General features: G+C 61.2%; 21 protein-coding genes. 5 read left to right on the forward strand and 16 right to left on the reverse strand.

Features of this window, described 5'->3' with window-relative positions; all coding sequences use genetic code 11:
- Genes ACA053_RS25795 through ACA053_RS25810 form a run of 4 tightly spaced genes read right to left on the reverse strand, consistent with a single transcriptional unit; the run spans position 1 to position 7739 of the window.
- Complete coding sequence (locus ACA053_RS25795) at positions 1-4566, reverse strand: alpha-2-macroglobulin family protein (RefSeq protein ID WP_497393997.1); 4566 nt, start codon at positions 4564-4566, stop codon at positions 1-3.
- Positions 4563-5213, reverse strand: a complete 651-nt coding sequence (locus ACA053_RS25800) for a DUF1175 domain-containing protein (RefSeq protein ID WP_497393998.1) — start codon at positions 5211-5213, stop codon at positions 4563-4565. The genes ACA053_RS25795 and ACA053_RS25800 overlap by 4 nt, the downstream gene beginning before the upstream one ends.
- Positions 5198-6910 carry a DUF2138 domain-containing protein gene (locus ACA053_RS25805; RefSeq protein ID WP_497313967.1) on the reverse strand — a complete coding sequence of 571 codons (1713 nt, stop codon included), beginning with the start codon at positions 6908-6910 and terminating at the stop codon, positions 5198-5200. The genes ACA053_RS25800 and ACA053_RS25805 overlap by 16 nt, the downstream gene beginning before the upstream one ends.
- 37 nt (positions 6911-6947) lie before the next feature.
- Positions 6948-7739 (reverse strand): YfaP family protein, encoded by a 792-nt coding sequence (locus ACA053_RS25810; protein WP_497313969.1) that lies wholly within the window; start codon positions 7737-7739, stop codon positions 6948-6950.
- A 277-nt stretch (positions 7740-8016) separates the two neighbouring features.
- Between ACA053_RS25810 and ACA053_RS25815 the strand changes: the two genes are divergently transcribed.
- From ACA053_RS25815 to ACA053_RS25835, 5 genes are all read left to right on the forward strand, one after another.
- Positions 8017-9162, forward strand: coding sequence for a Fic family protein (locus ACA053_RS25815; RefSeq protein WP_497313971.1), 1146 nt, complete (start codon positions 8017-8019; stop codon positions 9160-9162).
- 260 nt (positions 9163-9422) lie between these two features.
- The gene (locus ACA053_RS25820) at positions 9423-9665 is read left to right on the forward strand and encodes an exodeoxyribonuclease VII small subunit (RefSeq protein ID WP_007894317.1); all 243 of its coding nucleotides are present in this window, start codon (positions 9423-9425) and stop codon (positions 9663-9665) included.
- On the forward strand, positions 9662-10564 hold the full coding sequence (gene ispA / locus ACA053_RS25825) for a (2E,6E)-farnesyl diphosphate synthase (RefSeq protein WP_109635185.1): 903 nt from the start codon (positions 9662-9664) through the stop codon (positions 10562-10564). The genes ACA053_RS25820 and ispA overlap by 4 nt, the downstream gene beginning before the upstream one ends.
- Before the next feature lie 91 nt (positions 10565-10655).
- Positions 10656-12554, forward strand: a complete 1899-nt coding sequence (dxs, locus tag ACA053_RS25830; protein ID WP_497393999.1) for a 1-deoxy-D-xylulose-5-phosphate synthase — start codon at positions 10656-10658, stop codon at positions 12552-12554.
- Between the two features lie 168 nt (positions 12555-12722).
- On the forward strand, positions 12723-14606 hold the full coding sequence (locus tag ACA053_RS25835) for a TonB-dependent receptor domain-containing protein (RefSeq protein ID WP_497394000.1): 1884 nt from the start codon (positions 12723-12725) through the stop codon (positions 14604-14606).
- Between the two features lie 151 nt (positions 14607-14757).
- Here ACA053_RS25835 and ACA053_RS25840 read toward each other — a convergent pair whose 3' ends face one another.
- The 12 genes from ACA053_RS25840 to nrdR all read right to left on the reverse strand — a co-directional run bounded on the left by ACA053_RS25840 (position 14758) and on the right by nrdR (position 23545).
- Positions 14758-15558: a cobalamin-binding protein gene (locus ACA053_RS25840; protein ID WP_497394001.1), complete on the reverse strand. Its 801-nt coding sequence runs from the start codon at positions 15556-15558 to the stop codon at positions 14758-14760.
- A complete protein-coding gene (locus tag ACA053_RS25845) occupies positions 15558-15977 on the reverse strand; it encodes an MFS transporter (RefSeq protein WP_109635191.1) in 420 nt (139 codons plus the stop codon). The genes ACA053_RS25840 and ACA053_RS25845 overlap by 1 nt, the downstream gene beginning before the upstream one ends.
- On the reverse strand, positions 15974-16591 hold the full coding sequence (gene ribA, locus ACA053_RS25850) for a GTP cyclohydrolase II (RefSeq protein WP_027924335.1): 618 nt from the start codon (positions 16589-16591) through the stop codon (positions 15974-15976). The genes ACA053_RS25845 and ribA overlap by 4 nt, the downstream gene beginning before the upstream one ends.
- A gap of 233 nt (positions 16592-16824) precedes the next feature.
- Complete coding sequence (locus ACA053_RS25855) at positions 16825-17562, reverse strand: substrate-binding periplasmic protein (RefSeq protein ID WP_497313979.1); 738 nt, start codon at positions 17560-17562, stop codon at positions 16825-16827.
- 22 nt (positions 17563-17584) lie between these two features.
- On the reverse strand, positions 17585-18088 hold the full coding sequence (locus tag ACA053_RS25860) for a phosphatidylglycerophosphatase A family protein (protein WP_403102722.1): 504 nt from the start codon (positions 18086-18088) through the stop codon (positions 17585-17587).
- Positions 18085-19050 carry a thiamine-phosphate kinase gene (thiL, locus tag ACA053_RS25865; protein WP_497394002.1) on the reverse strand — a complete coding sequence of 322 codons (966 nt, stop codon included), beginning with the start codon at positions 19048-19050 and terminating at the stop codon, positions 18085-18087. Before thiL ends, ACA053_RS25860 begins: the two co-directional genes overlap by 4 nt.
- 18 nt (positions 19051-19068) lie before the next feature.
- Entirely contained in the window at positions 19069-19569 is a 501-nt protein-coding gene (nusB, locus tag ACA053_RS25870; protein WP_497394003.1) for a transcription antitermination factor NusB, read from the reverse strand.
- Positions 19566-20042 (reverse strand): 6,7-dimethyl-8-ribityllumazine synthase, encoded by a 477-nt coding sequence (gene ribH / locus ACA053_RS25875; RefSeq protein WP_003185938.1) that lies wholly within the window; start codon positions 20040-20042, stop codon positions 19566-19568. The genes nusB and ribH overlap by 4 nt, the downstream gene beginning before the upstream one ends.
- A 91-nt stretch (positions 20043-20133) precedes the next feature.
- The gene (gene ribBA, locus ACA053_RS25880) at positions 20134-21225 is read right to left on the reverse strand and encodes a bifunctional 3,4-dihydroxy-2-butanone-4-phosphate synthase/GTP cyclohydrolase II (RefSeq protein WP_109635198.1); all 1092 of its coding nucleotides are present in this window, start codon (positions 21223-21225) and stop codon (positions 20134-20136) included.
- Positions 21226-21241: 16 nt separating this feature from the next.
- Positions 21242-21904, reverse strand: a complete 663-nt coding sequence (locus tag ACA053_RS25885; protein ID WP_497313984.1) for a riboflavin synthase — start codon at positions 21902-21904, stop codon at positions 21242-21244.
- A 46-nt stretch (positions 21905-21950) separates the two neighbouring features.
- Entirely contained in the window at positions 21951-23084 is a 1134-nt protein-coding gene (ribD, locus tag ACA053_RS25890) for a bifunctional diaminohydroxyphosphoribosylaminopyrimidine deaminase/5-amino-6-(5-phosphoribosylamino)uracil reductase RibD (protein WP_497313986.1), read from the reverse strand.
- Positions 23081-23545, reverse strand: coding sequence for a transcriptional regulator NrdR (nrdR, locus tag ACA053_RS25895; RefSeq protein ID WP_003228656.1), 465 nt, complete (start codon positions 23543-23545; stop codon positions 23081-23083). Before nrdR ends, ribD begins: the two co-directional genes overlap by 4 nt.
- Between the last annotated feature and the right edge of the window lie 39 nt (positions 23546-23584).

Genomic DNA, 23584 nt, shown 5'->3' on the forward strand with positions numbered 1-23584 from the left:
TCAGTTGACCGTGACCTGACCGAGAGCCGGTTTCTGTTCCTGGGCCTGATGTTGTGGCGCGTAGACCTGAGTGAAGCGCACCGGCGGCAGGTCGAACTGGCCTTTCTGCGAGAAGCGCACCAGATGACGCAGGCGCAGTTCGCCGCTCAAGGCATCGACCGGAATGGCATACGCCATCTGGCCCGGTTCGAAACGCGCTTTCTCCAGTGCAGTCGGTTCCGTGCCGGCCTTGCCCATGAGCTTGATGCCCCAAGTCGTGCGCTCGACATCGGCGCCCGGCGGCAGCGGCACTTCAATCATGCCGTAGCGCAACGGCTTGGCGGCTTTGCTGGTGATGATCACTTCGTCCAGATACAGGCCGTCACTGGACAACGGTTTGTTGCCCACCGCTTCAAGCTTGAATTGGAACGCTTCGTCACCCGGCACCAATCGAGACAGGCGCCGGGTCATGGTCACCGCCATCGGCTCAACCGGCGGTTGTTTGGTCTGGAAGCTCAGCGCGGCGCGCAACGGACGTTCCTGCGTTCCGGTCAGCGACAACACCGCCGGCACAGACGGAGCACCCTGCCATGTCCAATACATCTCACCGGTAGCACTGTGTTGTTTTTTCCAGCCTTCACCCGGAGCCAGTGCAATCGTCGGCGACGCTTGCTCGATGCTGCGCTGCAACCAGGTCAGCGCCAACGCGCGCTCCAGGGTTGATTGCTGTGGCAGCAACCGTTGCAACAACGCTTGCGCACGAGCCTGATCGAAGGTTTGCAGCGACAGGTTCAAGGCTTCGGCAAAGGGCTGAGAACTGACCGCCAGACGTTGCTGTGCATCCGGCAGCTGACGATTGAATGCGTCGGGCAAAGCCACCTTCGACTGACGCGCCAGCGATGCCGTCAGCGCACGAGCAGCCGCCAGACCCAATGCGGAATCCGGATCGCTCATGACAAGGCTGTCCTCGCCATCCTCCATCAGGTTCGCCGCATTGCCCTCGCCTGCGTTGGCCAAGTCATCCATCAAACCGCTGAGCAACGTATTGACCGGCAATTGCATCTGCTTGGCGAACGACAGAATCAGCGCCCGCTGCAACAACGGCGTGTTTTTCGCCTGCTTCGAATACACCTCCAGCACCCGCTGCCAATGCTCCGGCGGCAGGCTCAGTTCCAGCGCTTTGCTGGCGTGCCAGTCGGCGTAATAGGCGTAGGCAGTGAGGAACGCATCCGGCTCACCGTCCATGCCCCACCAGGTGAAGCTCGCGGAAGGCCCGGCCATTTGCACCAGGCGCAGGCGGCTGTTCTGCATGATCAGGCGCAAGCGATCGCGGATCTGCGGGTTCGACGACAAGGTCGGATACGCAATGCTCAACGGCAGCAAACGGCTAGCCGTTTGTTCGACGCCGCCATACGGATAGCTCAGCAAATCATCGAGCGCCGAGCGGAACAGCGCTTGCGGACTGTCATCCAGACGCAGGCGAATATCCGTCGCGTCCGCCGGCAGCGTCAGCGGCGTGTCACCGCTGACCACGTCCAGGCTCTGGCTTTGCGTCACCTGCCAACCTTCGCCGGTCGCAGTCAGGCGCACGGCCAGGGCATCGGCGGTTTTACCGTCCTGCACCAGTTCGGCGGCCCACTCGCCGGAGGCCAGCGCGAACGCCGGCAGCGCGATGTAGTTGATGCCGTTGTTGAGCGTTACCGGCACGCGCTGCTCGGTGCCGCCGTAATGGATGACCAGTTCAGCCTTGACCGGTTTTTCGGCCTGGCTGAAAGCGAACACACCGAGATCCGGTTTGTCGCCATTGCGGAACTTGGTCGGGCCGCTCCACTTCAGGTACAGCGGTTTCTCCGAGCGCACGAATTGCTTCTTCTGCCCGACCTGACCGTCATCGGCGATGGCCCGCGCAGTGATGCGCCAGCGGGTCAGCGAGTCCGGCATTTTGAAGGTGAAGCGGATTTTGCCGTTGGCGTCGGTGATCAACTCAGGTTCCCACGCGGCGGTGTCGACGTCTTCGCGACGCGGCCGTTCCAGCACTTTCACGCCGCGTTCGCTGCGGTTGGCTTTGCCCGGTGCCCCGGGGCTGCCCGGCAGCGCAACGTCGTAGCTGATAAACGACAGACTGGCACTGGTGCGCACGTTGTTGCGGCGCGGGTGGTAGAAGAACTGGTCGATGGTCGGCGCGACTTCCGGTTGCAACGCGTAGACCATTTCATCGACCACGCTGACGGTCAGGTGCGCCGGAATCGGCTTGCCGGCGAACTGGGTAGTCAGGTCGACCGACACGGTATCGCCCGGCTGGTACGACTCTTTATCGGTGGCAATGGCGACGTCGATTTGCGGCGCGATCACCTTGATGCCGGCGTTCTGGAAGCTGTACTGACCGCCCTTGGTGTACAGCACCGAGAACGTCAGGTTCGGCGCGAAATTGTCCTTCACCGGAATGCGCGCGCGGTATTGGGTGTCGCTGAGTTTTTCCATCTTCAGCCAGTCGCCGCCCTTGGACAGCAGCGCGGTGGACTCGACCTTGTCGCGTTCCAGCGACAGCAAGGCATCGCTCACTGGCTCAGGGAAAGTGATCAGCGCCAAGGCTTCATCGCCTGCCTTGTACTCGGGTTTGTCGAGGACGATTTCCACGGTGCCGGGCACCGCTTTCACGCCATCGCCCGTGACCGAATGGCCAGTGGCGCCGACGACTCGACCATGGCCATCTTTCAACGTCAGGTTGTAGGTGCCCGGACGGTCGAAGGCCAATGTGAAGCCTTTATCGGTTGCGGTGAGTTTGCCGTCGCCGGTGCTCTGGTCTTCCAGACGCACCCAGCTGTAGCTGCCCGGCGTGACCGCTTTGCTTTCCTCGCTGCCACCTTCATTGGCGTAGCTGAACGCAACTTTGTCGCCCACTGCACTGAAGCGCTGCGGAGCGCTCAAGCGGAAACTCGCGGCGCCACGGTCGATGAGGATTTCTTTGGTGGTCTTGACCCGATACGCCGCGCCATCGCTGGCGAAAACGGTGAGCATGTAGCGACTCGGTTTCTCGGCGGCCGGCAGGTCGAGGGTCGCGTTGCCCTTGGCGTCGGTGGTGAGTTCGGTGCTGGTCAATTCCACCGGGAATTGCCCCAGGTATTGCAGCTCGTTATCCACCATCGACAATTGCTGGGCGCGCAGGCTCAGGCTCAATTTGGCGTTCGCCACCGGCTTGCCGTCCGGGTACAGCAGCACGAGGCTGCCCTTGACCGGTTCGCCGGTGCGGTAATCCTGCTTGGCCAGGTTCAGCGAGATTTCGAAGTGCGGCTTGATGTATTCGGCGACGCGAAATGCGCTGCTGTAAGCCTGATCCTTGTAGCTGAAACGCAGTTCATAACCACCCGCCACCGCGTTATCCGGTAGCTGGAAGCGGCCCTGGGTGCCGGACTTGGAATCGAGTTTCAGCGAGAGCGATTGCAGCGCCGTGCCAGTAGCATCGAGCACGGTGACGTTGACGTCGGCAGCGGTCGGCTGCACCGAGTCCCGGGCATTCTTGAACTCGCGGCCGACGATTTTCAGCGACACCCAATCCCCCGGCCGATACAGCGGCCGATCGGTGAAGGCATAGAGTTTGGTGTCGTAGATTTCGCTGTCGTAGTAGAAGTTCTCGGAGACAAACACCCCGCCCTCTTCGTCCTCGCCGATCACGAACGAACGCTCGGGGCTGACGTGTTTGAGGCGTAGCAAACCATCGGTATCGGTGGCACCGCTGCTCATCACGCCCAAGCCATCGGTCCACAGCACATTCACTTTTGGTACCGAACTGCCTTCGTGTTTGCGCGCGGCCCAGACCAGCAATTCATCACCGGCAATCTTGCTCACGGCGACAGTGTTGGAGACAAAGACCATGGTGGTCGCGCGGTACTTGCCGATCAGCGCTTCCACCAGATACAGACCCGGTTTCAGGTTGCCCAGCGGGATGTACACGTTGCCCGGTGCGACGCTGACGAATTCGCTGGAAGATCCAGCGAGGTTCACACCGGTAGGCGGCTGGATCGGCTTGGCTTGCCACAGCGGATAACGGAACTGACTGACCACCGGCAAACCCGGGATCAATGCGAATTGTGGTTGTGCGTCGTAAGGCGTAGGCGCGGCAATCGCGTTGCCCATCTTCAGCTCCGGCACTTCCTCGGTGACTTGTTTGCGCGACTCGTAGGAAAACGCCCGCTGCATCACCCGACGGGATTTGCGGTACCAGTTGTCCCACAGGTACGCGAGGGTGTTCGACAGCCCTTCGCCCTTGAACTGGCCGTCGCTGACCACGCGGTGCAGGTTCTTCTGGCGCTTGAGGAAATCCAGCGGTTTGTCGATGCGATACACCCGAATGTCGGCGCCGCCGTAAGGCTCCATGCGGAACCGGCGATAGTCGCGACCCGGTGCTTCGAGGCGCACCATCGCCTGCTCGTCGCTGGCGAAACTGCTGTCGGCCAACAGGAAAAAGCTTTCACCGGCCACCGGCGTGTAGCCGCTCGGCTCGACGGTGTCTTCGGCGTTGACCGCTGAAAACGGCAGCACCAGGAGCAACAGCAAAGGCAGAAAACGCAACATGCGGGCACCGATCATTGGGAGAGAAAGTTCAGTCGATAGACGCCGATGAAGTTGGGGTTGGCTGCGTCGGGTATCCATCGGGTGTCCTTCCATGTCATGAGTTGCTGCAGGCTCGCGGAACGCATGCCGTTGTCTGTGGGGGTGGTGGTGCCGGTGTGATAAGCGATGTAGCGGCCCATCCAGATCATCAGGTGCTGGTCGTCGCCCTGATCGAAAAACATCAGGTCGCCAGGCCGGGCCTGCGATACGTCGCGGCCCACCAGATGACTGTTGAACTGGATCAGTTTGATTGCGTTGACGTACGGCCCGACCTTGCCGCCGCCCTGCTGCCACTGCTGGGCGAGGCCGCGTTGGGCTTCGCTCAGTGGCAGCTCTGGCGGCAGGTAACGGTTGGACAGGCCATTGCTGCGCAGCCATTTGTCGTCATGGACTTTCAGCGCTTCGTTGGCGGCGAAACGCACCAGACCCGCACAGTCCTGCTGATACCAGCGCGGACTCGGGCCTTGGGTCAGTTGTTCCTGGGCGATGCGCACGAACCAGGCGCGGAACACCTGGGATTGCTGCGGATCCAGCGCTGCCGCTTCGGTGGCAAATGCGCGACTGCCCAGCAACATCGCCAGCAGGCCGAGGCCTCGGATAAGTGCGGTCACAGGGATTTCCATTCCAGCGGCAGCCACTGCCAATGGCCGTCAGGCTCACTGCCTTCAGGCAAGGTCAGGGCGTATTTTCCGTAACCGCCGAGCTTGCGCAGTTTCGGGATCAGGTAGGTTTGCGCGGCGTTGTAGAACACCGGCTCCATGTCCTGCGGCAGGCTGTCGAGGGTTTCCTGTTGCATCAGTTGCGCCATGGCATCCGGGCCGAAGTAGACCGGCATCAGCAGGTCTTTCGGCACCACGTCGGCCATCGGCGGGAAGCGTTTGTCGAGGGTGCCGAGTGCCTTGTCCACGAGCTTGTCGTCGAGGGAGAACAGCAACGTCGAACCGTGACGCGCGAGACTGACCTTCATGAACGCCTTGCCGGTGATCGCGTCCGGGTTCTCGGCATCCTTGGCTTTATAAGGACCGAAGTTGGAGCTGACCTGGCGCTGCCATTGATGGCTTTGGCCTTCCTGCTTCTCGACCACCGGGAACGCGTGTTCTTCAACGTTGCCTTCGTAGGCGCCGACCATCGAGCCGAACAGAGTGCCCAGGTCGCCGTCGAGTTTGGCGCTGTCATCATCGTTCAGGCTGGCCACCAGCAACGGCGTGTACAGCCGCGAATCGGCGTACCAGCAGAGTCCGGCCGCACCGGCCATGTGTTCGGTCAGGGACTGGGCCACGGTTTCGTCGGCGCCCAGTTTCACTAGCAGCGGTTTCTGTTGTTCGGCGGCGAGCGGCAAGGCCACGCAAGCACTGGCGCCCATCGGCATGGCTTGCCAGATCGGTTTGAAATCGAAGTCCGGTTGGTTGTCCAGTTCGTCCATGGCGAGGAAGCTGTGCCAGCCCTTGTCGTCCATGTCGAAGCGCAGGCCGGCGAAGTTCGGGATGAAACGCTGGTAACCCATGGCCAGAACGCTGGCGTTGACCGACAAGCGTTGTTTCACTTCAGGCGTGCGCGGTGGCAGGCCGAAGGCTTCGGGGAACAGTTTCTGACCGCCGAGCAGTGCTTCCAGCGCTTGGGTCGACACCATGCCGCGCTCGTCAGTCGGGCCGTGGCCGGTGTCATACAGCTTCGAAGGGTTGGACAGCACCACCAACTTGTCGCCATAGGAGGCGAACACCAACGCTTTGCTGTTGTTGTAGGTCAGTTGATACAGCGGCACCGCATCGCCGGCGACCTTGATTTCACCGAGCTGGGTCAGCTGCGTATCATCCAGTGCCACTTTGGCCAGCGGCTCCAGCACCTTGGCCAGACCACCGCGATCCATCACCAACAAAAAGTCTTTCAGACGACCATCCGCCCCGCGCCACAACGCCACATCCGCCGGCTGATCGAAGAGTTGCTCGATCAGGCTGTCCTGCAATTTCAGGTCATGTTCGTAAATGATCCGCCGCAGACTGCCGATCAAACCGAGGCGATCGGCATGCGCTTCGTAATAGAAGACGAAATCTTCGGTCAGGGTTTCCTTGAGGAACGGCACGGCCAGCAAGTCCTTGGGCAACTGGCTCAAGGAGTGGGTTTCGAGCAGGCCGTCCGGGCGGCTCATGCCCAGTTTGTCACTGGCCAACTCTGCCGCTGGCGCCTTGGGTTTGTGCATGAACCAGCCCAAACCGCCCGCCACGCCGGCCACCAGGACCAGCCCGACCAGCAGCGCCGGCCAGCGGCGAGGAGTTTTGGCAGCAGGCGTTTCGGCGGCCGGAGAAACAGTGTTATCACTCATGTTCACAAAACCCGATGTCATCCGTGGAGCGGGATGCTTAATAGTTGAAAGTCTTGACCAGCAGCAGGTCACCGATGGCCCGCAGGGGCACGATGAAGGTCTCGCGTTTTTCGTCGACGGTGTTTTCGTTGAGCACCAGGTTGATCTGCGAGGTGATCACCTCGTTCTGGTTGCTGGTCTCATCGAAGTTATAGCCGCCGCTGCCGAAGTTGCCCCAATAGTTCACGTAAACCAGATAGGTGCCATGCATCGGTGCGGTCATGGTGAACATTTCCGGGCCAGGGCCATCGACACCGTCCGGGTCCAGGCCGCCGCCGTTGCTCATCGCCGGGCGAGCCCAGAACGCATGCTGGCCGTCGGGGGTCACGATGTGCAGATCGAGTTCGGCTTTCGGATCGTCCCATCCCAGCACCACGCGAATCCGCGCCGGCGTGCGCAGGTTGTTCGCTTCATAAAATTGAACGCGCTTGAGGGATTTGCCTTCGACACTGCGCACTTCGACGCTGTTGGAGCCGGCACCGAACGCATACGGCCGGGCGAAACGCCCTTGGTCGTCGGTGTACAGATTCAGGGGATTGCCGTTGACCGCCAGCGTGTGCGGCCCGCGTTGAGTGCCGATGGCCTTGAGCTGACCCTGGATCATCGTGCGATTACGCTGCACGCCCCGGTCGATGGGCGGCGTGGGATAGGCAACTTGAGGGTATTCGCTGCGATCGAGCAGGCCGTTGTAGCGCCAGCCGCCGACCGGTTCCGACAGCTCAGCCGTCGACTCGGCCCAGGCAGCGGTCGCGCAGACCCACCCCATCAGCACTAGAAGTAATGAACGCATGTGACGCCTCCTGCCATGCATAACGAAACCTTGCACCCGATCCTTGGCGCGTTACAGATCCAAAAACTGCGTTTCGTCAGAAAGACCCGTGACTATTGGGTCGTAGAAGGCGCGAAGGTTAGCCATTTGGCGGTTTTTTAACAATCGGATACATCTATATTTGCGGTAGGAATCACGGTGTTTTTTGGACGTGAGCCGAATAAAGAGGTTATTCGGCTCACGAAATGAGCCGAATACGACTATTATTCGGCTCATTGACCTTGGAGCACCTGAATTCATGGCACCTCACTGGATCTGGCAACAGCCCGAATGGCCGAATTTCAACTGGCAAGCCGAGCGCCTGACACCGCTGCTGCGTGAGTGCGTGCAGGCGCAAGGCCGGTTGATGGGCATGGCCAGTTCCGTGGGTGGCTCGCTAAGTGCGCAGAGCGAACTGGATGCGTTGTTGCAAAACATCGTGACGTCTTCCGCTATCGAAGGTGAACAGCTCAATGTTGGCTCGGTCCGCTCTTCGCTGGCGCGGCGCCTGGGTCTGGAACAGGTCGATGGCGATCACGTCAGTCAGCGCAGCGAAGGTCTGGCGGAGTTGATGCTCGATGCCACCCAGCACTTTGCGAAACCGCTGACGCTGGAGCGATTGCTGGAATGGCATGAGTGGCTGTTTCCGGATCAGGACACTGACCTTGCTGCTCGAGCGATGCATGTCGGCGCGTTACGCGGCGATGAGCCGATGCAGGTAGTTTCAGGCCGGCTCGACCGACCGACCATTCACTTTGAAGCGCCTCCCCGTCGTGGCCTTGAGCAACAACTCGATACGTTCCTTGCCTGGTTTGAAGCCAGCCGAAGTCAGGAAGGGCTCGATCCATTGCTGCGGGCCGGCATCGCGCACTTCTGGTTCGTCACCTTGCACCCCTTCGACGATGGCAATGGCCGCCTGACACGCACCCTCACCGATCTGGCGCTGGCTCAGGGCGAGGCACAGGCCATCCGTTTCTATGCGATGTCAGCGAGCATTCTTGAGGATCGCGCTGGCTATTATCGGGTGCTGGAAGCCAGCCAGAAGGCGACGACGGATATTACTGATTGGTTGGAATGGTTTCTGAAAACCTTGCTGCGCAGCTTGCACCAGGCTATGGCGCGGATCGAATCCGTGTTGGGCAAGGCGCGTTTCTGGCAGACGCATCGGCAGTCCCCCTTAACGGCGGAACAGACCAAAGTGCTGAATCGCCTGCTTGATGGCGGGGAGCGCGGTTTCGAGCATGGCATCAGTGCGGCGCAGTATCAGGCAGTGGCGAAAGTATCCAAAGCTACTGCCACTCGTCATCTGAGCGAACTGTTGGAGAAAGGCTACCTGAAGCGTCTACCAGGCGGCGGGCGCAATACTCGATACCAGATCAGCTACCCCGATGCCTCCACCGATTAATCAGGATCAACCCTGTCCTGTGGCGAGGGAGCTTGCTCCCGCTCGGCTGCGCAGCAGTCGTAAATTGCTGAATGCGGTCTTCTTGAAAAAACCTGGGTGAATGGTCTTGGGGCCGCTGCGCGACCCAGCGGGAGCAAGCTCCCTCGCCACAAGGGGTGTTTTCAACTTGGGATCAAGGCTCAAAAACCCGCCCTCATTTGCCCATAACCCCCATGTCTGCTAGTGTCGCGCCGGTTTAACGTCAACCGGAAATAGCCGCCATGGCCCGCAAAAAAGCTGCACTGGATTTCGAACAATCCCTCGCTGACCTGCAAACGCTGGTAGAGCGTCTGGAGAACGGCGAATTGTCGCTGGAAGACTCGCTGACGGCTTTCGAGCAGGGCATCGGTCTGACACGCGATTGCCAGGCGGCGCTGGCCCAGGCCGAGCAAAAGGTTCAAGTGCTGCTCGAGCGTGATGGCGAGTTGGCCGAGGAACCCTTCGACGCGGATCAGCCAGAATGATTGCAGCGTATTCGGCGACCAGTCAGGCCCGCGTCAACGCCGCACTGGAAACCTTGTTCAACGCGCCGAGCCCTGAGCTCGCGCGCTTGTACGAAGCCATGCGCTACAGCGTGATGAATGGCGGCAAACGGGTTCGCCCGCTACTGGCCTACGCCGCGTGCGAAGCGCTCGGTGGCAAGGCCGAGCAAGCCAACGGTGCGGCCTGCGCCGTTGAGCTGATTCACGCTTATTCCTTGGTGCACGACGATTTGCCGGCCATGGACGACGACGATCTGCGTCGTGGCCAGCCGACGACGCACAAGAAATTCGATGAAGCCTGCGCAATTCTGGCCGGTGACGGCTTGCAGAGCCTGGCGTTCAGCGCCCTGCTTGATCCGCGCCTGAGCAACTCTGACGCTGCTCTCACCTCCGATCACCTTCGCCTGCAAATGGTCAGTGCCCTGGCATTGGCAGCCGGCCCGGCCGGCATGGTCGGCGGCCAAGCCATCGACCTCGGCTCGGTCGGTCTGAAACTCGATCAAAAAGCCCTCGAAACCATGCACCGGCACAAGACCGGCGCGCTGATCGAGGTCAGCGTCAAACTCGGCGCCCTGGCCAGTGGCCGCGCCGAGAAGGACGAACTGAAGTCCTTGCAGACTTATGCACAGGCCATCGGCCTCGCTTTCCAGGTGCAGGACGACATTCTCGACGTCGAGAGCGATACCGAAACCCTCGGCAAACGTCAGGGCGCCGACATCGCTCGCGACAAGCCGACCTACCCGGCCCTGCTCGGCCTCGACGCGGCCAAGGCTTACGCCCTGGAATTGCGCGATCAAGCCCTGCATGCGCTGCGACCGTTTGACGCGGCCGCCGAGCCGTTGCGCGATCTGGCCCGCTACATCGTCGAACGGCGCAGCTGACAGCGTATCCGCCAAAAAAGAGCAACGCGTGGGCAGGGGGCGATGCATCAGGTAAACTGCCGCATCTTTTATACCTATAACGATTCGCCTGATGCCCACGACGTTTCATGAGATTCCCCGCAAGCGCCCGACCACGCCCCTGCTCGACCGTGCCAACACGCCGGACGGCCTGCGCCGGTTAGGCGAAGCCGAGCTGGAAACCCTGGCCGATGAGTTGCGCCTGGAATTGCTCTATACGGTCGGACAGACCGGCGGGCATTTCGGTGCCGGCCTGGGCGTCATCGAGCTGACCATCGCGTTGCATTACGTCTTCGACACCCCGGACGACCGGCTGGTGTGGGACGTGGGTCATCAGGCCTATCCGCACAAAATCCTCACCGGCCGTCGCGAGCGCATGGGTACCCTGCGCCAGAAGGACGGCGTTGCGGCTTTCCCGCGTCGCTCCGAGAGCGAGTACGACACCTTTGGCGTCGGTCACTCCAGCACCTCGATCAGCGCAGCGCTGGGCATGGCCATTGCCGCCCGTCTGCAGAACAGTGATCGCAAGGCCATTGCTGTGATCGGCGACGGTGCTCTGACCGCGGGCATGGCGTTCGAGGCGCTGAACCATGCGCCGGAAGTGAACGCCAACATGCTGGTGATCCTCAACGACAACGACATGTCGATCTCGCGCAACGTTGGCGGGCTGTCGAATTATCTGGCGAAGATCCTCTCCAGCCGCACTTACGCGAGCATGCGTGAAGGCAGCAAAAAGGTCCTGTCGCGCCTGCCCGGCGCCTGGGAAATCGCCCGTCGCACTGAAGAATACGCCAAAGGCATGCTGGTTCCCGGCACGCTGTTCGAAGAGCTGGGCTGGAACTACATCGGCCCGATTGATGGCCACGACCTGCCGACCCTGATCGCCACCCTGCGCAACATGCGCGATCTGAAAGGCCCGCAGTTCCTGCACGTCGTCACCAAGAAAGGCAAAGGCTTCGCCCCCGCAGAAGTCGACCCGATCGGTTACCACGCCATCACCAAACTCGAACCGCTGGACGCTCCGGCCGCCGCGCCGAAGAAAGCTGGCGGGCCGAAGTATTCCGGCGTGTTCGGCGAATGGCTGTGCGACATGGCCGCGTCTGACCCGCGCTTGGTGGGCATCACTCCCGCGATGAAGGAAGGCTCCGATCTGGTGGCCTTCAGCGAGCGTTTCCCGCTGCGCTATTTCGATGTGGCGATTGCCGAACAGCATGCTGTGACCCTCGCCGCCGGCATGGCCTGCGAAGGTGCGAAACCGGTGGTGGCTATCTATTCGACGTTCCTGCAACGCGGTTACGACCAACTGATTCATGACGTCGCGGTGCAAAACCTCGACGTGCTGTTCGCCATCGACCGCGCAGGGCTGGTGGGCGAAGACGGCCCGACGCATGCGGGCAGCTTCGACCTGTCGTTCCTGCGCTGCATCCCCGGCATGCTGGTGATGACCCCGAGCGACGAAAACGAACTGCGCAAAATGCTCACCACCGGTCACTTGTTCAACGGCCCGGCGGCGGTGCGTTACCCGCGCGGTAGCGGCCCGAATGCAACGATCGAGAAAGACCTGCAACCGATCGAAATCGGCAAAGGCGTGGTTCGTCGCCAGGGCAACAAAGTCGCCCTGCTGGTGTTCGGTGTGCAACTGGCCGAGGCGCTGAAAGTCGCCGAGAAGCTGGATGCGACCGTGGTCGACATGCGTTTCGTCAAGCCGCTGGATGAAGAACTTGTTCGCGAAATCGCTGGCAGCCACGAGTTGCTGGTGACCATCGAAGAGAACGCGATCATGGGCGGTGCCGGTGGCGCGGTCAGCGAATTCCTTGCCCGTGAAAACATCCTCAAATCGATGCTGCATCTGGGCTTGCCGGACAGTTACGTCGAGCATGCGAAGCCTGCGCAGATGCTGGCTGAATGCGGGTTGGATGAAGCGGGAATTGAAGCGTCGGTTCGTCAGCGGCTGCAACTACTGAACATCTAAACACCAGACACATGCAAAACCCTGTGGGAGCGGGCTTGCCCGCGATAGCGAAATGACAGTCAACTTATTCATTGACTGACACACCGTCATCGCGGGCAAGCCCGCTCCCACATTGGTTTTGAACAACCTTCAAAAATGTGTTCGCTTTAAAGCGTCACCGGACTGTCCATGAAACTCTCCCCCCTCGCCCTGACGCTGACCCTGCTGCCGGCCGGCCAACTCTTGGCTGACACCTTCGAACGCGATCAAGCCCTGAAGCTCCCCGAAGTGCTGATCAGCGCCAACCGTCAGGTCGAAGCGCGCAACGACAGCAGCGCCGCCAACACCGTCTTCACCCGCGAAGACATCGACCGCCTGCAACCGAGCAGTGTCACGGACTTGCTAAGTCGTGTGCCGGGTGTGCAGGTCGGGCAAACCGGCGGGCGCGGCAGTCTGCCGGGGATTTACATTCGCGGGACCAAGTCGGCGCAGAGCCTGGTGCTGGTGGATGGTCAACGCATCGGCAACTCGACTTCCGGCGACAGCAACCTGCAACACATCAACATCGAACAGGTCGAGCGCGTGGAAGTGTTGCGCGGCTCCCGCTCGGTGATTTATGGCAGTGATGCAATTGGCGGCGTTATCCAGATTTTCACCCGGCGTGGCGTCGAACAAGGCCTGCAACCGCGTCTGCACGCTGGATTTGGCAGCAACCAGACGTGGGAGCGAAGCCTGGGGTTGTCCGGTGGCAATGAAAAAACCCGTTTCAACCTTGGCGCCAGCCTCGATGAAACAGCCGGAATTAATCGCACCCACGAGTCGTATCCCAGTGATGGCGATCACGATGAGTATCGCAATAAATCGGTGAGTTTGAGCCTGAGCCATGCCCTCACCGATGACATCGAAATCGGTGCCAACGCTCTCGATAATCGCGGCAAAAGCGAGTTCGACAATCCATTTGGCCGCTTCGACACGACGACCTTCGAATCGCTCCAGCAGCAGCCTTACAGCGACTTTGCCGTAAGCAGCATCAGCAGTTATGTCGATGCCCGGGTTAACGATCTCTGGAAAACCCGTGTCGAATTCGCTCACAGTGAAAACCGCGAGAAGACACTGGACACGCTCAGCGATGAGCGCAGCGTGTTCAACACCTACCGTGATTCGGTGAATTGGCAGAACGACCTGACGCTCAATGAGCGCAACAGCTTGATTCTCGGCGGCGACTGGTACGAAGACCGGATCAACAGCAGCACAGCGTTCGACGAGGACAGCCGCTGGAACCGCGCGGCGTTTATTCAGCATCGCTATCAGGCAGACAATTTTTCCACGGAGCTGGGTTTGCGCCGTGACCAGAACCAGCAGTTCGGTGGCCAGAATAGCTGGAGCGGCACCTTCACCTTGCCGCTGAACCCGGACAACGACGTGCTGTTGACCTACAGCGAGGGCTTTCGCGCACCGACCTTCAATGACTTGTACTACCCGGATTTCAGCAATCCGGACCTGAAGCCTGAAACCTCGAAAAGCTACGAGCTGCAATGGCGCAGTCAGTTGACCGAGACCAGCCGCCTCGAAGCTTCGCTGTATCGCACGGACCTTGAAGACGCGATTATCTTCGGCAGTCACTCACGGCCGCAGAACGTGGCTTCAGCGCGTATCAACGGGTTCGAAGCGGCACTGAAACAGGAGCTGTTCGGCTGGCAGAGCAACCTCGGCGTGGCGATCATCGACCCACGGGATCGCGACAGCGGCCACACCCTGGCTCGTCGTGCGCGGCGGACCTTGAGCCTGGATCTGGATCGACAGTTCGACCGCCTCGGTCTCGGTGCCAGTTGGCAGGCGGTGAGCAGCAGCTATGACGATGAGAACAATCTGCAGCCGCTGGGCGGGTATGCGTTGCTGGGGTTGCGCAGCAGCTGGGAATTGAATCGTGAGATCAAGCTTGAGCTGAAGGTCGATAACCTGCTGGACAAGGGTTATAGCCGGGCGTTGTACAGCCATGATGGCAGTCAATACGGGTATCGCGAGGAAGGTCGGGCGTGGATGTTCGGGGTGACCTGGACGCCGGAGCTCTAAAGCTGACACCGGCCACTGTGGCGAGGGAGCTTGCTCCCGCTCGACTGCGCAGCAGTCGCAAAACAGGCTGATGCGGCTTCATTTGAAGTAACCCTCAGACAAATTTGGGGCCGCTTCGCAGCCCAGCGGGAGCAAGCTCCCTCGCCACAGGTCAGCGGTTGGGCGCGATGACTTGGCACAGTTTGGCCGTCGCCTCGATCATCTGCCCACTCGGTCGCTCCAGGCCCTTATCGGTCACCAGCAGCAATTGCTCCCGAGTCACTGCAGCGACTTGCGGCCAGGCTTTCCACGCCTCCAGCTGCGCCTGGTCACTGGCCAGAATCACCTCGGGATTACGCTGCAACACCGCCTCCACGCTGACCTGCGGTGCCGGCAATGTCAGGTCGGCAAACACATTCCGCACCCCGCACACTTCCAGCGCATCACTGATGATCTGCCCGCCACCCACGGTGTACAGCGGTCGATCCCATACCTGATAAAACACCCGCAACGGTTCATCCCGGCGATAGCGCTGGCGCAGCCCATCCAGGCGCTGGCGTAATTGCGCGGCCAATGAAACGCCACGCTCGGGCCGACCGAGTTGCGTGGCAATCGCTTCGATCTGCGCGGTCAGTTGTTCGAGGGTGTGAGGTTCGGCGACATACGTGGGAATGTTCAGTCGCTTGAGCTGCTCACGCTGGCCCGGGCCAACGCTGCCGGGCCAGAGCAGCAGCAAATCAGGTTTGAGGCTGAGCAGCCGTTCCATGTCCAACTGGCCATAACGGCCAACCGATGGAAGCCCTTTGAGTTCGGCAGGACGTTCACCGGCATCCAGCACGCCGACCAGAAGGTCCGCGGAACCCAGTTCGACAACGATTTCAGACAGAGACGGCGCGAGGCTGACAACGCGCTCGACAGCAGAGGCCATGCCGCTACTGGCCAGCAGCATCACCGCCAGCCAGACGCGAAACATCAGGCGAGTTGACGCGGGATACGGTAGAGGTAGAACAGCACCGTGGTCGACAGCGCCAGCAGCACCAACGGAACTGCTTCGAGGCCGACGAACACCGCCAGCGCACCGATCCACGCCGGCAGACTCGCGACCAGCAACGCCGTGCGACGCTTGGCAGCCAGGGTGATCCAGGCGGCGGGCTCTTCAGGGGTGTCGAGGGCTTTCTGGGTGGCGATCAGTGCATGTTTGTAGCCGCCGAAAAACTTCAGACTGACAAACATCGAGGCGACACCGGCAATGAACAAAGGCATCGCCAGCACCGGCAAGATCGCCTCGCCCTGGCCAAACACGCCATTGATCACGAACAGCGGCAACAGGGCCAAGGCCATGTATTGCCACCAGTTGAAGGACAATCGCCGCCTTACTTGACCGCGCGTCACGCCCGGTCTGCCTCGCCCTGATGCTCGTTGCCCATCATGTGGTCGAGCTTGCTGGCCTTGGTGGCCAGGTAGAGTTTGTTGTGCGGGTTATGCCCGGTGTGCAGCGGCACGCGCTCGGCGACCACAATGCCCATGTCGGTCAAGGCTTTGACCTTGCGCGGGTTGTTGGTCATCAGGCGCAGGGATTTCACGCCCAGGTGTTCCAGCATCGGCAGGCACATGGCGTAGTCACGCTGGTCGGCGGCAAAGCCCAGGCGTTCGTTGGCTTCAACGGTGTCGGCACCGCCATCCTGCAACTCATAGGCGCGGATCTTGTTCAGCAGGCCAATGCCACGGCCTTCCTGGCGCAGGTAAAGCAACACGCCACGGCCTTCACGAGCGATAGCCTGCAAGGCGGCTTCAAGTTGCGAGCCGCAGTCGCAACGCTGGCTGAACAAGGCATCACCCGTCAGGCATTCGGAGTGCAACCGGCCGAGTACCGGGGCACCGTCGGCGAACTCACCCAGGCTCAACACCACGTGCTCGCGCCCGTTTTCTTCATCGAGAAAGCCGTGCATGGTGAATTGCGCAAAAGGCGTTGGCAGCTTGGAAGCGGCGACAAAAACGACAGGCACCGGTGTGCTCCTGATCAATAAGTACTGGAGATTCGCAGAGGCGGCATTGTAACAGCAGGTTCCTGCAGACGCTTAGGCTGAATTATGGGGCATAACGATCAAAAAGTTAGATCTCAGGCCCACCATCAACCCCTGTGGGAGCGGGCTTGCTCGCGAATGCGGGCTGTCAGTCGACTGAAATGTTGACTGAACTACCGTTTTCGCGAGCAAGCCCGCTCCCACATTGACCGTGTTCAGTTCGGGTTGAACGGATAGGGTTGTTTCCACCGTTCGAAGATCGGTTTCAATCGGCCGCTTTTCACCAGCAGTTCCATGCGCTGATCGAACAGCGCCATCAATGCGCGAGCCTTGGGCGTATCGGCGAAGCACAGGTACAGCGGCAATTCCGCAATATGAGTGCGCCGAAACTGAGACGGATCCTTGGCCCACTTCAGGATGTAGTCGACCTCGGTCAGTGCGTCGATGTAGAAGTCGGCACGGTTACGGGTCAGCATCGACAGAATGCCGGTACGCCGCACGACCTCGTTATAGCGCTGCACGCCGGGCAGGTATTTCTGGTACTCGTAACCGCGGACCCAGGCCAGTCGATAGTTGCCAAGGGTTTCCGGGGTCGGCGCCGGATTACTGGCCAGGCCTAGGGCGTAGATGTGATCGGTATCGTAATTCCAGCGTGGATAAAGCACATCACTGGCCTCGTCACGGTAAGAACCGACACAGGCATCCACTTCACCACGCTGGGCCAGGCCCACGGCGCGGGTGTAAGGTTCGGTACGAAAAGCCAGTTTGATCCCGGCCGGTTCGAACACTTCCCGCAGCACATCCCACCCCAGGCCATGCCCGTCAGCAGCGGTATAGTCTTCCCATTCCTCGCTGGCCAGATGGATCACGGAGGGCGTCGTCGCGGCATCCTCCGCCTGGGCGAACGAGCAAAACATGGCGAACACCATCACAGCCAACCGGCGCCGAGCCATCCTTAGTCCCCTGTCTCGCCCGTCAGGCGAAAATCCATACCAGCCCCTGCATCGCCAACCACGCAAACACACCTGCCAATACGTCATCGAGCATGATCCCGACGCCACCGTGCACATGCCGGTCGATCCAGTGAATCGGCCAGGGCTTGAGAATGTCGAAGAAGCGGAACACCAAGAACCCCGCGAGCAACCAGTACCAACCTTCTGGCACCAGCCACAGGGTGATCCACATCCCGACCATTTCGTCCCAGACGATGCCTTCGTGGTCGTGGACCCGCAGATCGTCGGCGACCTTGCCGCACAGCCAGAAGCCGAACAGCATGGTGACGCCGAGCATCAGCCAGTAACCCCAGTCGGGCAGCATCTGCCACAACGGGATGAAGGGTAGCGCAACTAACGACCCCCAAGTGCCCGGTGCTTTTGGCAAGGTGCCCGAACCGAAGCCGAACGCCAGGAAATGCCAGGGATTGCGCCAGACCGAAGGCGGTACGAATTCCGCCGGGACCTGTTTGGGATGATCTGTCACGGTGTCTCCCGAAAATGTTGATAGCCCCGGGTTTGCGGGGTGATGTCTTGCCCAGCGGCATCCAGCAGCACAACGCCCTGCCCTGCCACCACACGTCCGACCATGTGGATCGGCCAGCCGGCGGCCAGCAACGCGGGTAACTCGACGGACGGTAGGGTGAAGGCCAGTACATAGTCATCGCCGCCACTCAGGGCCGCGTCTTCAGCCCCCGACTGGCCGAGAAAGGCGACTAAAGCGTTCGACAGCGGTAAGCGGTCGCGTTCAACCTGAATGCCGACATTCGACGCCAGGGCGATATGCCCGCAGTCCGCGAGCAGGCCGTCGGAGATGTCCAGCGCCGATGTGGCTTTGCCACGAAGCGCCTGACCCAACGCCAGTTGCGGCTGCGGTGACCAGTAATGGGCCAGCAATGGGTCGGCGATGGCGGTTTCAGCCGTACGCTGCCCCAACACCAGCGGCAAGGCACCCGCCGCATTGCCCAACTCACCGCCCACGCAGAGCAAATCGCCGGGCTGCGCCCCCCGGCGGGTCAACGCCTTGCCGGCCGGCACACGACCAAACACGGTCATCGTCAGGCTCAGCGGCCCGCGCGTGGTATCGCCGCCCACCAGCGCCACGCCACAGCTCTGCGCCATGGCATTCAAACCACGGGCGTAGGCGTCCAACCAGTCGGCAGTCACCGTAGGCAAGGTCAGGGCAAGGGTAAAGGCAATTGGGGTGGCGCCCATGGCGGCCAGATCGCTGACGGCTACAGCCAGCGAACGCTGACCGAGCAGAAACGGGTCGCAAGGATCTGCGAAATGCACGCCGGCAACCAGCGTGTCGGTGGAAATCGCCAACTGTTCCCCGGGAGGAACAGCGAGCAAGGCGCAGTCATCGCCGATCCCGAGGGCAACGCCTTCACCGCCTTGCGCACAAGGCGCGGCGGCGAAGAAATTGCGGATCAGCTCAAACTCACCCATAGCGATTGCAAGCGCCGATTAGCGCTTGAACGCCTTCACTTCAGCTTCACGCAGACGCGGGGCCAGCTTGTCGAGTACACCGTTGACGAATTTGTGGCCGTCGGTGGAACCGAAGACTTTCGCCAGCTCGATACCTTCGTTGATCACAACGCGGTAAGGGACGTCGACACGCTCAAGCAGTTCCCAGGTGGACAGGCGCAATACCGCCAGTTCAACCGGGTCCAGCTCTTCGATGGTCAGGTCCAGGCAAGGCTTGAGAGCGGCGTCGATCTTGTCCTTCTGCGCTGGAACCCCGTGCAGGATTTCACGGAAGTAGGCGCCGTCGACATCGCTGAAATCGTTATCGACCCGAAACTGCGCTTCGATCTCGTTCAGCGACTGCTTGGCCATGTGCCACTGGTACAGCGCTTGAGTCGCGAGCTGACGGGCTTCGCGACGCTTGACGCTTCTCGATGGCTTGCCAGCATCCGCAGGCTTTGGATCGCGCGGGTTGAAACGATCGCTTTCGTCGCTAATCACTTGGCCTCCAACTGCGCCAGCAGGCTGACCATTTCCAGAGCGGACAGGGCAGCTTCGGCACCTTTGTTACCGGCCTTGGTGCCGGAACGTTCGATGGCTTGCTCGATGGAATCAACGGTCAGGACGCCGAAAGCGACCGGAACGCCGAACTCCATGGACACCTGGGCCAGGCCCTTGGTGCATTCGCCCGCCACGTATTCGAAGTGCGGAGTACCGCCACGAATGACCGCGCCCAGGGCGATGATTGCCGCGTATTCGCCCTTCTGAGCGACTTTCTGCGCAACCAGCGGGATTTCGAAGGCGCCAGGCGCGCGGATGATGGTGATGTCGCTTTCGCTCACGCCGTGGCGAACCAGGGCATCAACTGCACCGCTGACCAGGCTTTCAACGACGAAGCTGTTGAAACGGCCCACTACCAAAGCGTAGCGGCCTTTAGGGGCGATGAAGGTACCTTCGATGGTCTTCAGGGTCATTCGTTAGATCTCTTAAAGAGCCGGGACGCGTTTTCTACGCATCCCTCAGTGATGTGTTAGCCGCGAATCAAGGACTGGAAACAACCGGTCATTATTCGGAGGGCACGTATTCTACAACTTCCAGATCGAAACCGGATATCGCATTAAATTTCATTGGCGCCGACATCAAGCGCATTTTGCGTACGCCCAGGTCCCGGAGGATCTGCGAACCGGCACCAACGATGCTGTAAGTGGTCGGTTTTTTCACGGCCGTCTGGTCCGCAGTTTCACGGATGTGCGCCAGCAACACGTCGCCATCGAGCGGGTGACCGAGCAACAGCACCACGCCGCTGCCCGCCTCGGCCACTGCGGCCATGGCGGCGCGCAGGCTCCAGCGGCCCGGTTGCTTGACCATCAACAGGTCGCGCAGCGGGTCCATGTTGTGTACGCGAACCAGGGTCGGTTCTTCGGCACACACGGTGCCCAGGGTCAGGGCCATGTGCACGTCGCCTTCCACGGAATCACGATAGGTCACCAGGTTGAACTGGCCCAGTTCGCTGTCCAAAGGCTGCTCGGCAATCCGCTGAACGGTACGTTCGTGGATCATCCGGTAGTGAATCAGGTCGGCGATGGTGCCAATCTTGATGTTGTGTTCGGCCGCGAAGGCTTCGAGTTCGGTGCGACGGGACATGGTGCCGTCGTCGTTCATCACTTCGCAGATCACGCCGCTTGGCTCGAAACCGGCCATGCGCGCCAGGTCGCAGGCCGCTTCGGTGTGGCCAGCGCGCGCCAGGGTGCCGCCGGCCTGAGCCATCAGCGGGAAGATGTGGCCAGGGCTGACGATGTCTTCAGCCTTGGCGTCTTTCGCCGCAGCCGCCTGCACGGTGCGCGCGCGGTCGGCAGCGGAGATGCCGGTGGTCACGCCTTCGGCCGCTTCGATGGACACGGTAAACTTGGTGCCGAAGCCGGAACCATTGCGCGGGGCCATCAAGGGCAGCTTGAGCAGCTCGCAGCGCTCGCGGCTCATCGGCATGCAGATCAGGCCACGGGCGTGCTTGGCCATGAAGTTGATGTGTTCGGCCTTGCAGCACTCGGCGGCCATGATCAGGTCGCCTTCGTTCTCGCGGTCTTCGTCATCCATGAGGATGACCATCTTGCCTTGGCGGATGTCTTCAACCAGTTCTTCGATGCTATTGAGCGCCACAAGGCACCCCCTTCAGTCAGGATTTGAGGTAGCCGTTGGCGGCCAGAAAGCTTTCAGTGATGTTACTGGAGGCTGGCTCTGCGGCCTTGTCGCCCAACAACAGGCGCTCCAGATAACGTGCCAGCAAGTCGACTTCGAGGTTCACCCGGCGACCAGGCTGGTACGACGCCATGATGGTTTCGCTCAGGGTGTGCGGAATGATTGTCAGCATGAACTCGGCGCCATCGACCGCGTTCACGGTCAGGCTGGTGCCGTCGACGGTGATCGAGCCTTTATGGGCGATGTACTTGGCCAGGTCCTTCGGCGCACGGATGCGGAATTCCACGGCACGGGCATTCTCGGTACGGGCAACCACTTCGCCTACGCCATCGACATGACCGCTGACCAGATGCCCGCCGAGGCGAGTGGTCGGGGTCAGGGCTTTTTCCAGGTTTACCGGGCTGCCGCTTTTCAGGTCATTCATGGCGGTGCAGTCGAGGGTTTCGCGACTGACGTCCGCGGCAAAGCCATTGCCCGGCAATTCAACGGCAGTCAGGCAGACGCCGTTCACCGCGATGCTGTCGCCCAGTTTGACGTCGCTCAGGTCGAGCTTGCCGGTTTCTACGTGGACCCGCACATCTCCGCCTTTTGGGGTCAATGCACGAATACTGCCGATGGATTCGATGATGCCGGTAAACATGGAGTCCTCCTCGAGAACAAAGCCGTCGCGTGGCGCAGGCCGGGAATTATACGCTCGCCGCCGGCGCAGGAATGGCGATGACTCGCCAGTCATCGCCAACCGCGCGAATTTCGGTGATTTTGAGCTCGGGCGCGTCTTTCATTTGCGCGAGCGGCCAGTCCAGTAATGGGCGAGCCGAGGAGCCGAGGAACTTGCCGGCGATAAAAATCTGGAATTCATCCACCAGACCTTGCTGGGCAAAAGCCCCCGCCAGACGCGGACCCGCTTCGACCAACACTTCATTGACCCCACGGGCAGCGAGTTCGACCAGCAACTTGCGCAGGTCGACCAGCCCATCGTCACCGGCCACGATCAGGCATTCCGGACCGTTGGCGTATTGCTCTTCAATCGCCATGCAAGTGGCGACCAGTGCCGGGCCAGCCTTGAAGAACGGAGCGTCCAGCGGCACGCGTAAACGGCCGTCGATCAGCACGCGCAGCGGCGGACGGCTCATGGCCAGGGCCGTTTGCTCGGGGTCCAGACCCAGTTCATCGGCCCGCACGGTCAATCGGGCGTTGTCCGCCAGCACCGTGTCGGCGCCGGTCAGCACCACGCTGGCCTGGGCGCGCAGGCGTTGTACTGCTGAGCGCGCCGCTGGGCCAGTGATCCATTGGCTCTCGCCGCTTTCCATCGCCGTGCGACCGTCCAGGCTCATGGCCAGCTTCACCCGCACGAACGGCAAGCCGTGTTCCATGCGCTTGAGGAAACCTTCGTTGAGCTTGCGCGCCTCGCCTTCGAGCACGCCGCTTTCGACAGCGATGCCAGCCTGGGCCAGGCGTTGCATACCGCGACCGGCCACCGACGGATTCGGGTCCTGCATCGCAGCGACGACCCGTGCGAGGCCGGCATTCACCAGCGCATCGGCACAGGGCGGCGTGTGGCCATGGTGGCTGCACGGTTCGAGGGTCACGTAAGCGGTGGCGCCTCGGGCCTTGTCGCCAGCGGCGCGCAGGGCGTGGACTTCGGCATGGGGTTCGCCGGTGCGCACATGCCAGCCTTCGCCGACAATTTGCCCGTCCTTCACGATTACACAGCCGACCCGAGGGTTGGGGTGGGTCGTGTAGTGGCCTTTGCGCGCCAATTCCAGGGCGCGGGCCATGTAATGGGCGTCGAGGATGGCTTGTTCCGGGGTGGTGGTCATTCTTTCACCGGCTCACGGGCCAGGCGATCGATCTCTTCGCGGAACTCGTTGAGATCCTGGAAGCGCCGATACACGGAGGCGAAACGAATGTAGGCGACTTCGTCGAGCTTTTGCAGCTCGGCCATCACCAGTTCACCGACCACGAGGGATTTGACCTCGCGTTCACCGGTGGCGCGCAGTTTGTGTTTGATGTGCACCAGCGACGATTCGAGGCGTTCGACACTCACCGGGCGCTTCTCCAGCGCGCGCTGCATGCCGGCGCGAAGTTTTTCTTCGTCGAAGGGCTGACGGCTACCGTCGGTTTTGATCAGGCGCGGCAACACCAGTTCGGCAGTCTCGAACGTCGTGAAACGCTCGCCGCAGGCCAGGCATTCACGCCGGCGGCGCACCTGTTCGCCCTCGGCGACCAGACGCGAGTCGATGACCTTGGTGTCGTTGGCACCGCAGAAGGGACAGTGCATGGTGGCAGGCAACAAAAAAAGGGAGGGCCATGGTAGCGC

The sequence above is a fragment of the Pseudomonas sp. LBUM1672 genome (genome assembly GCF_059695655.1).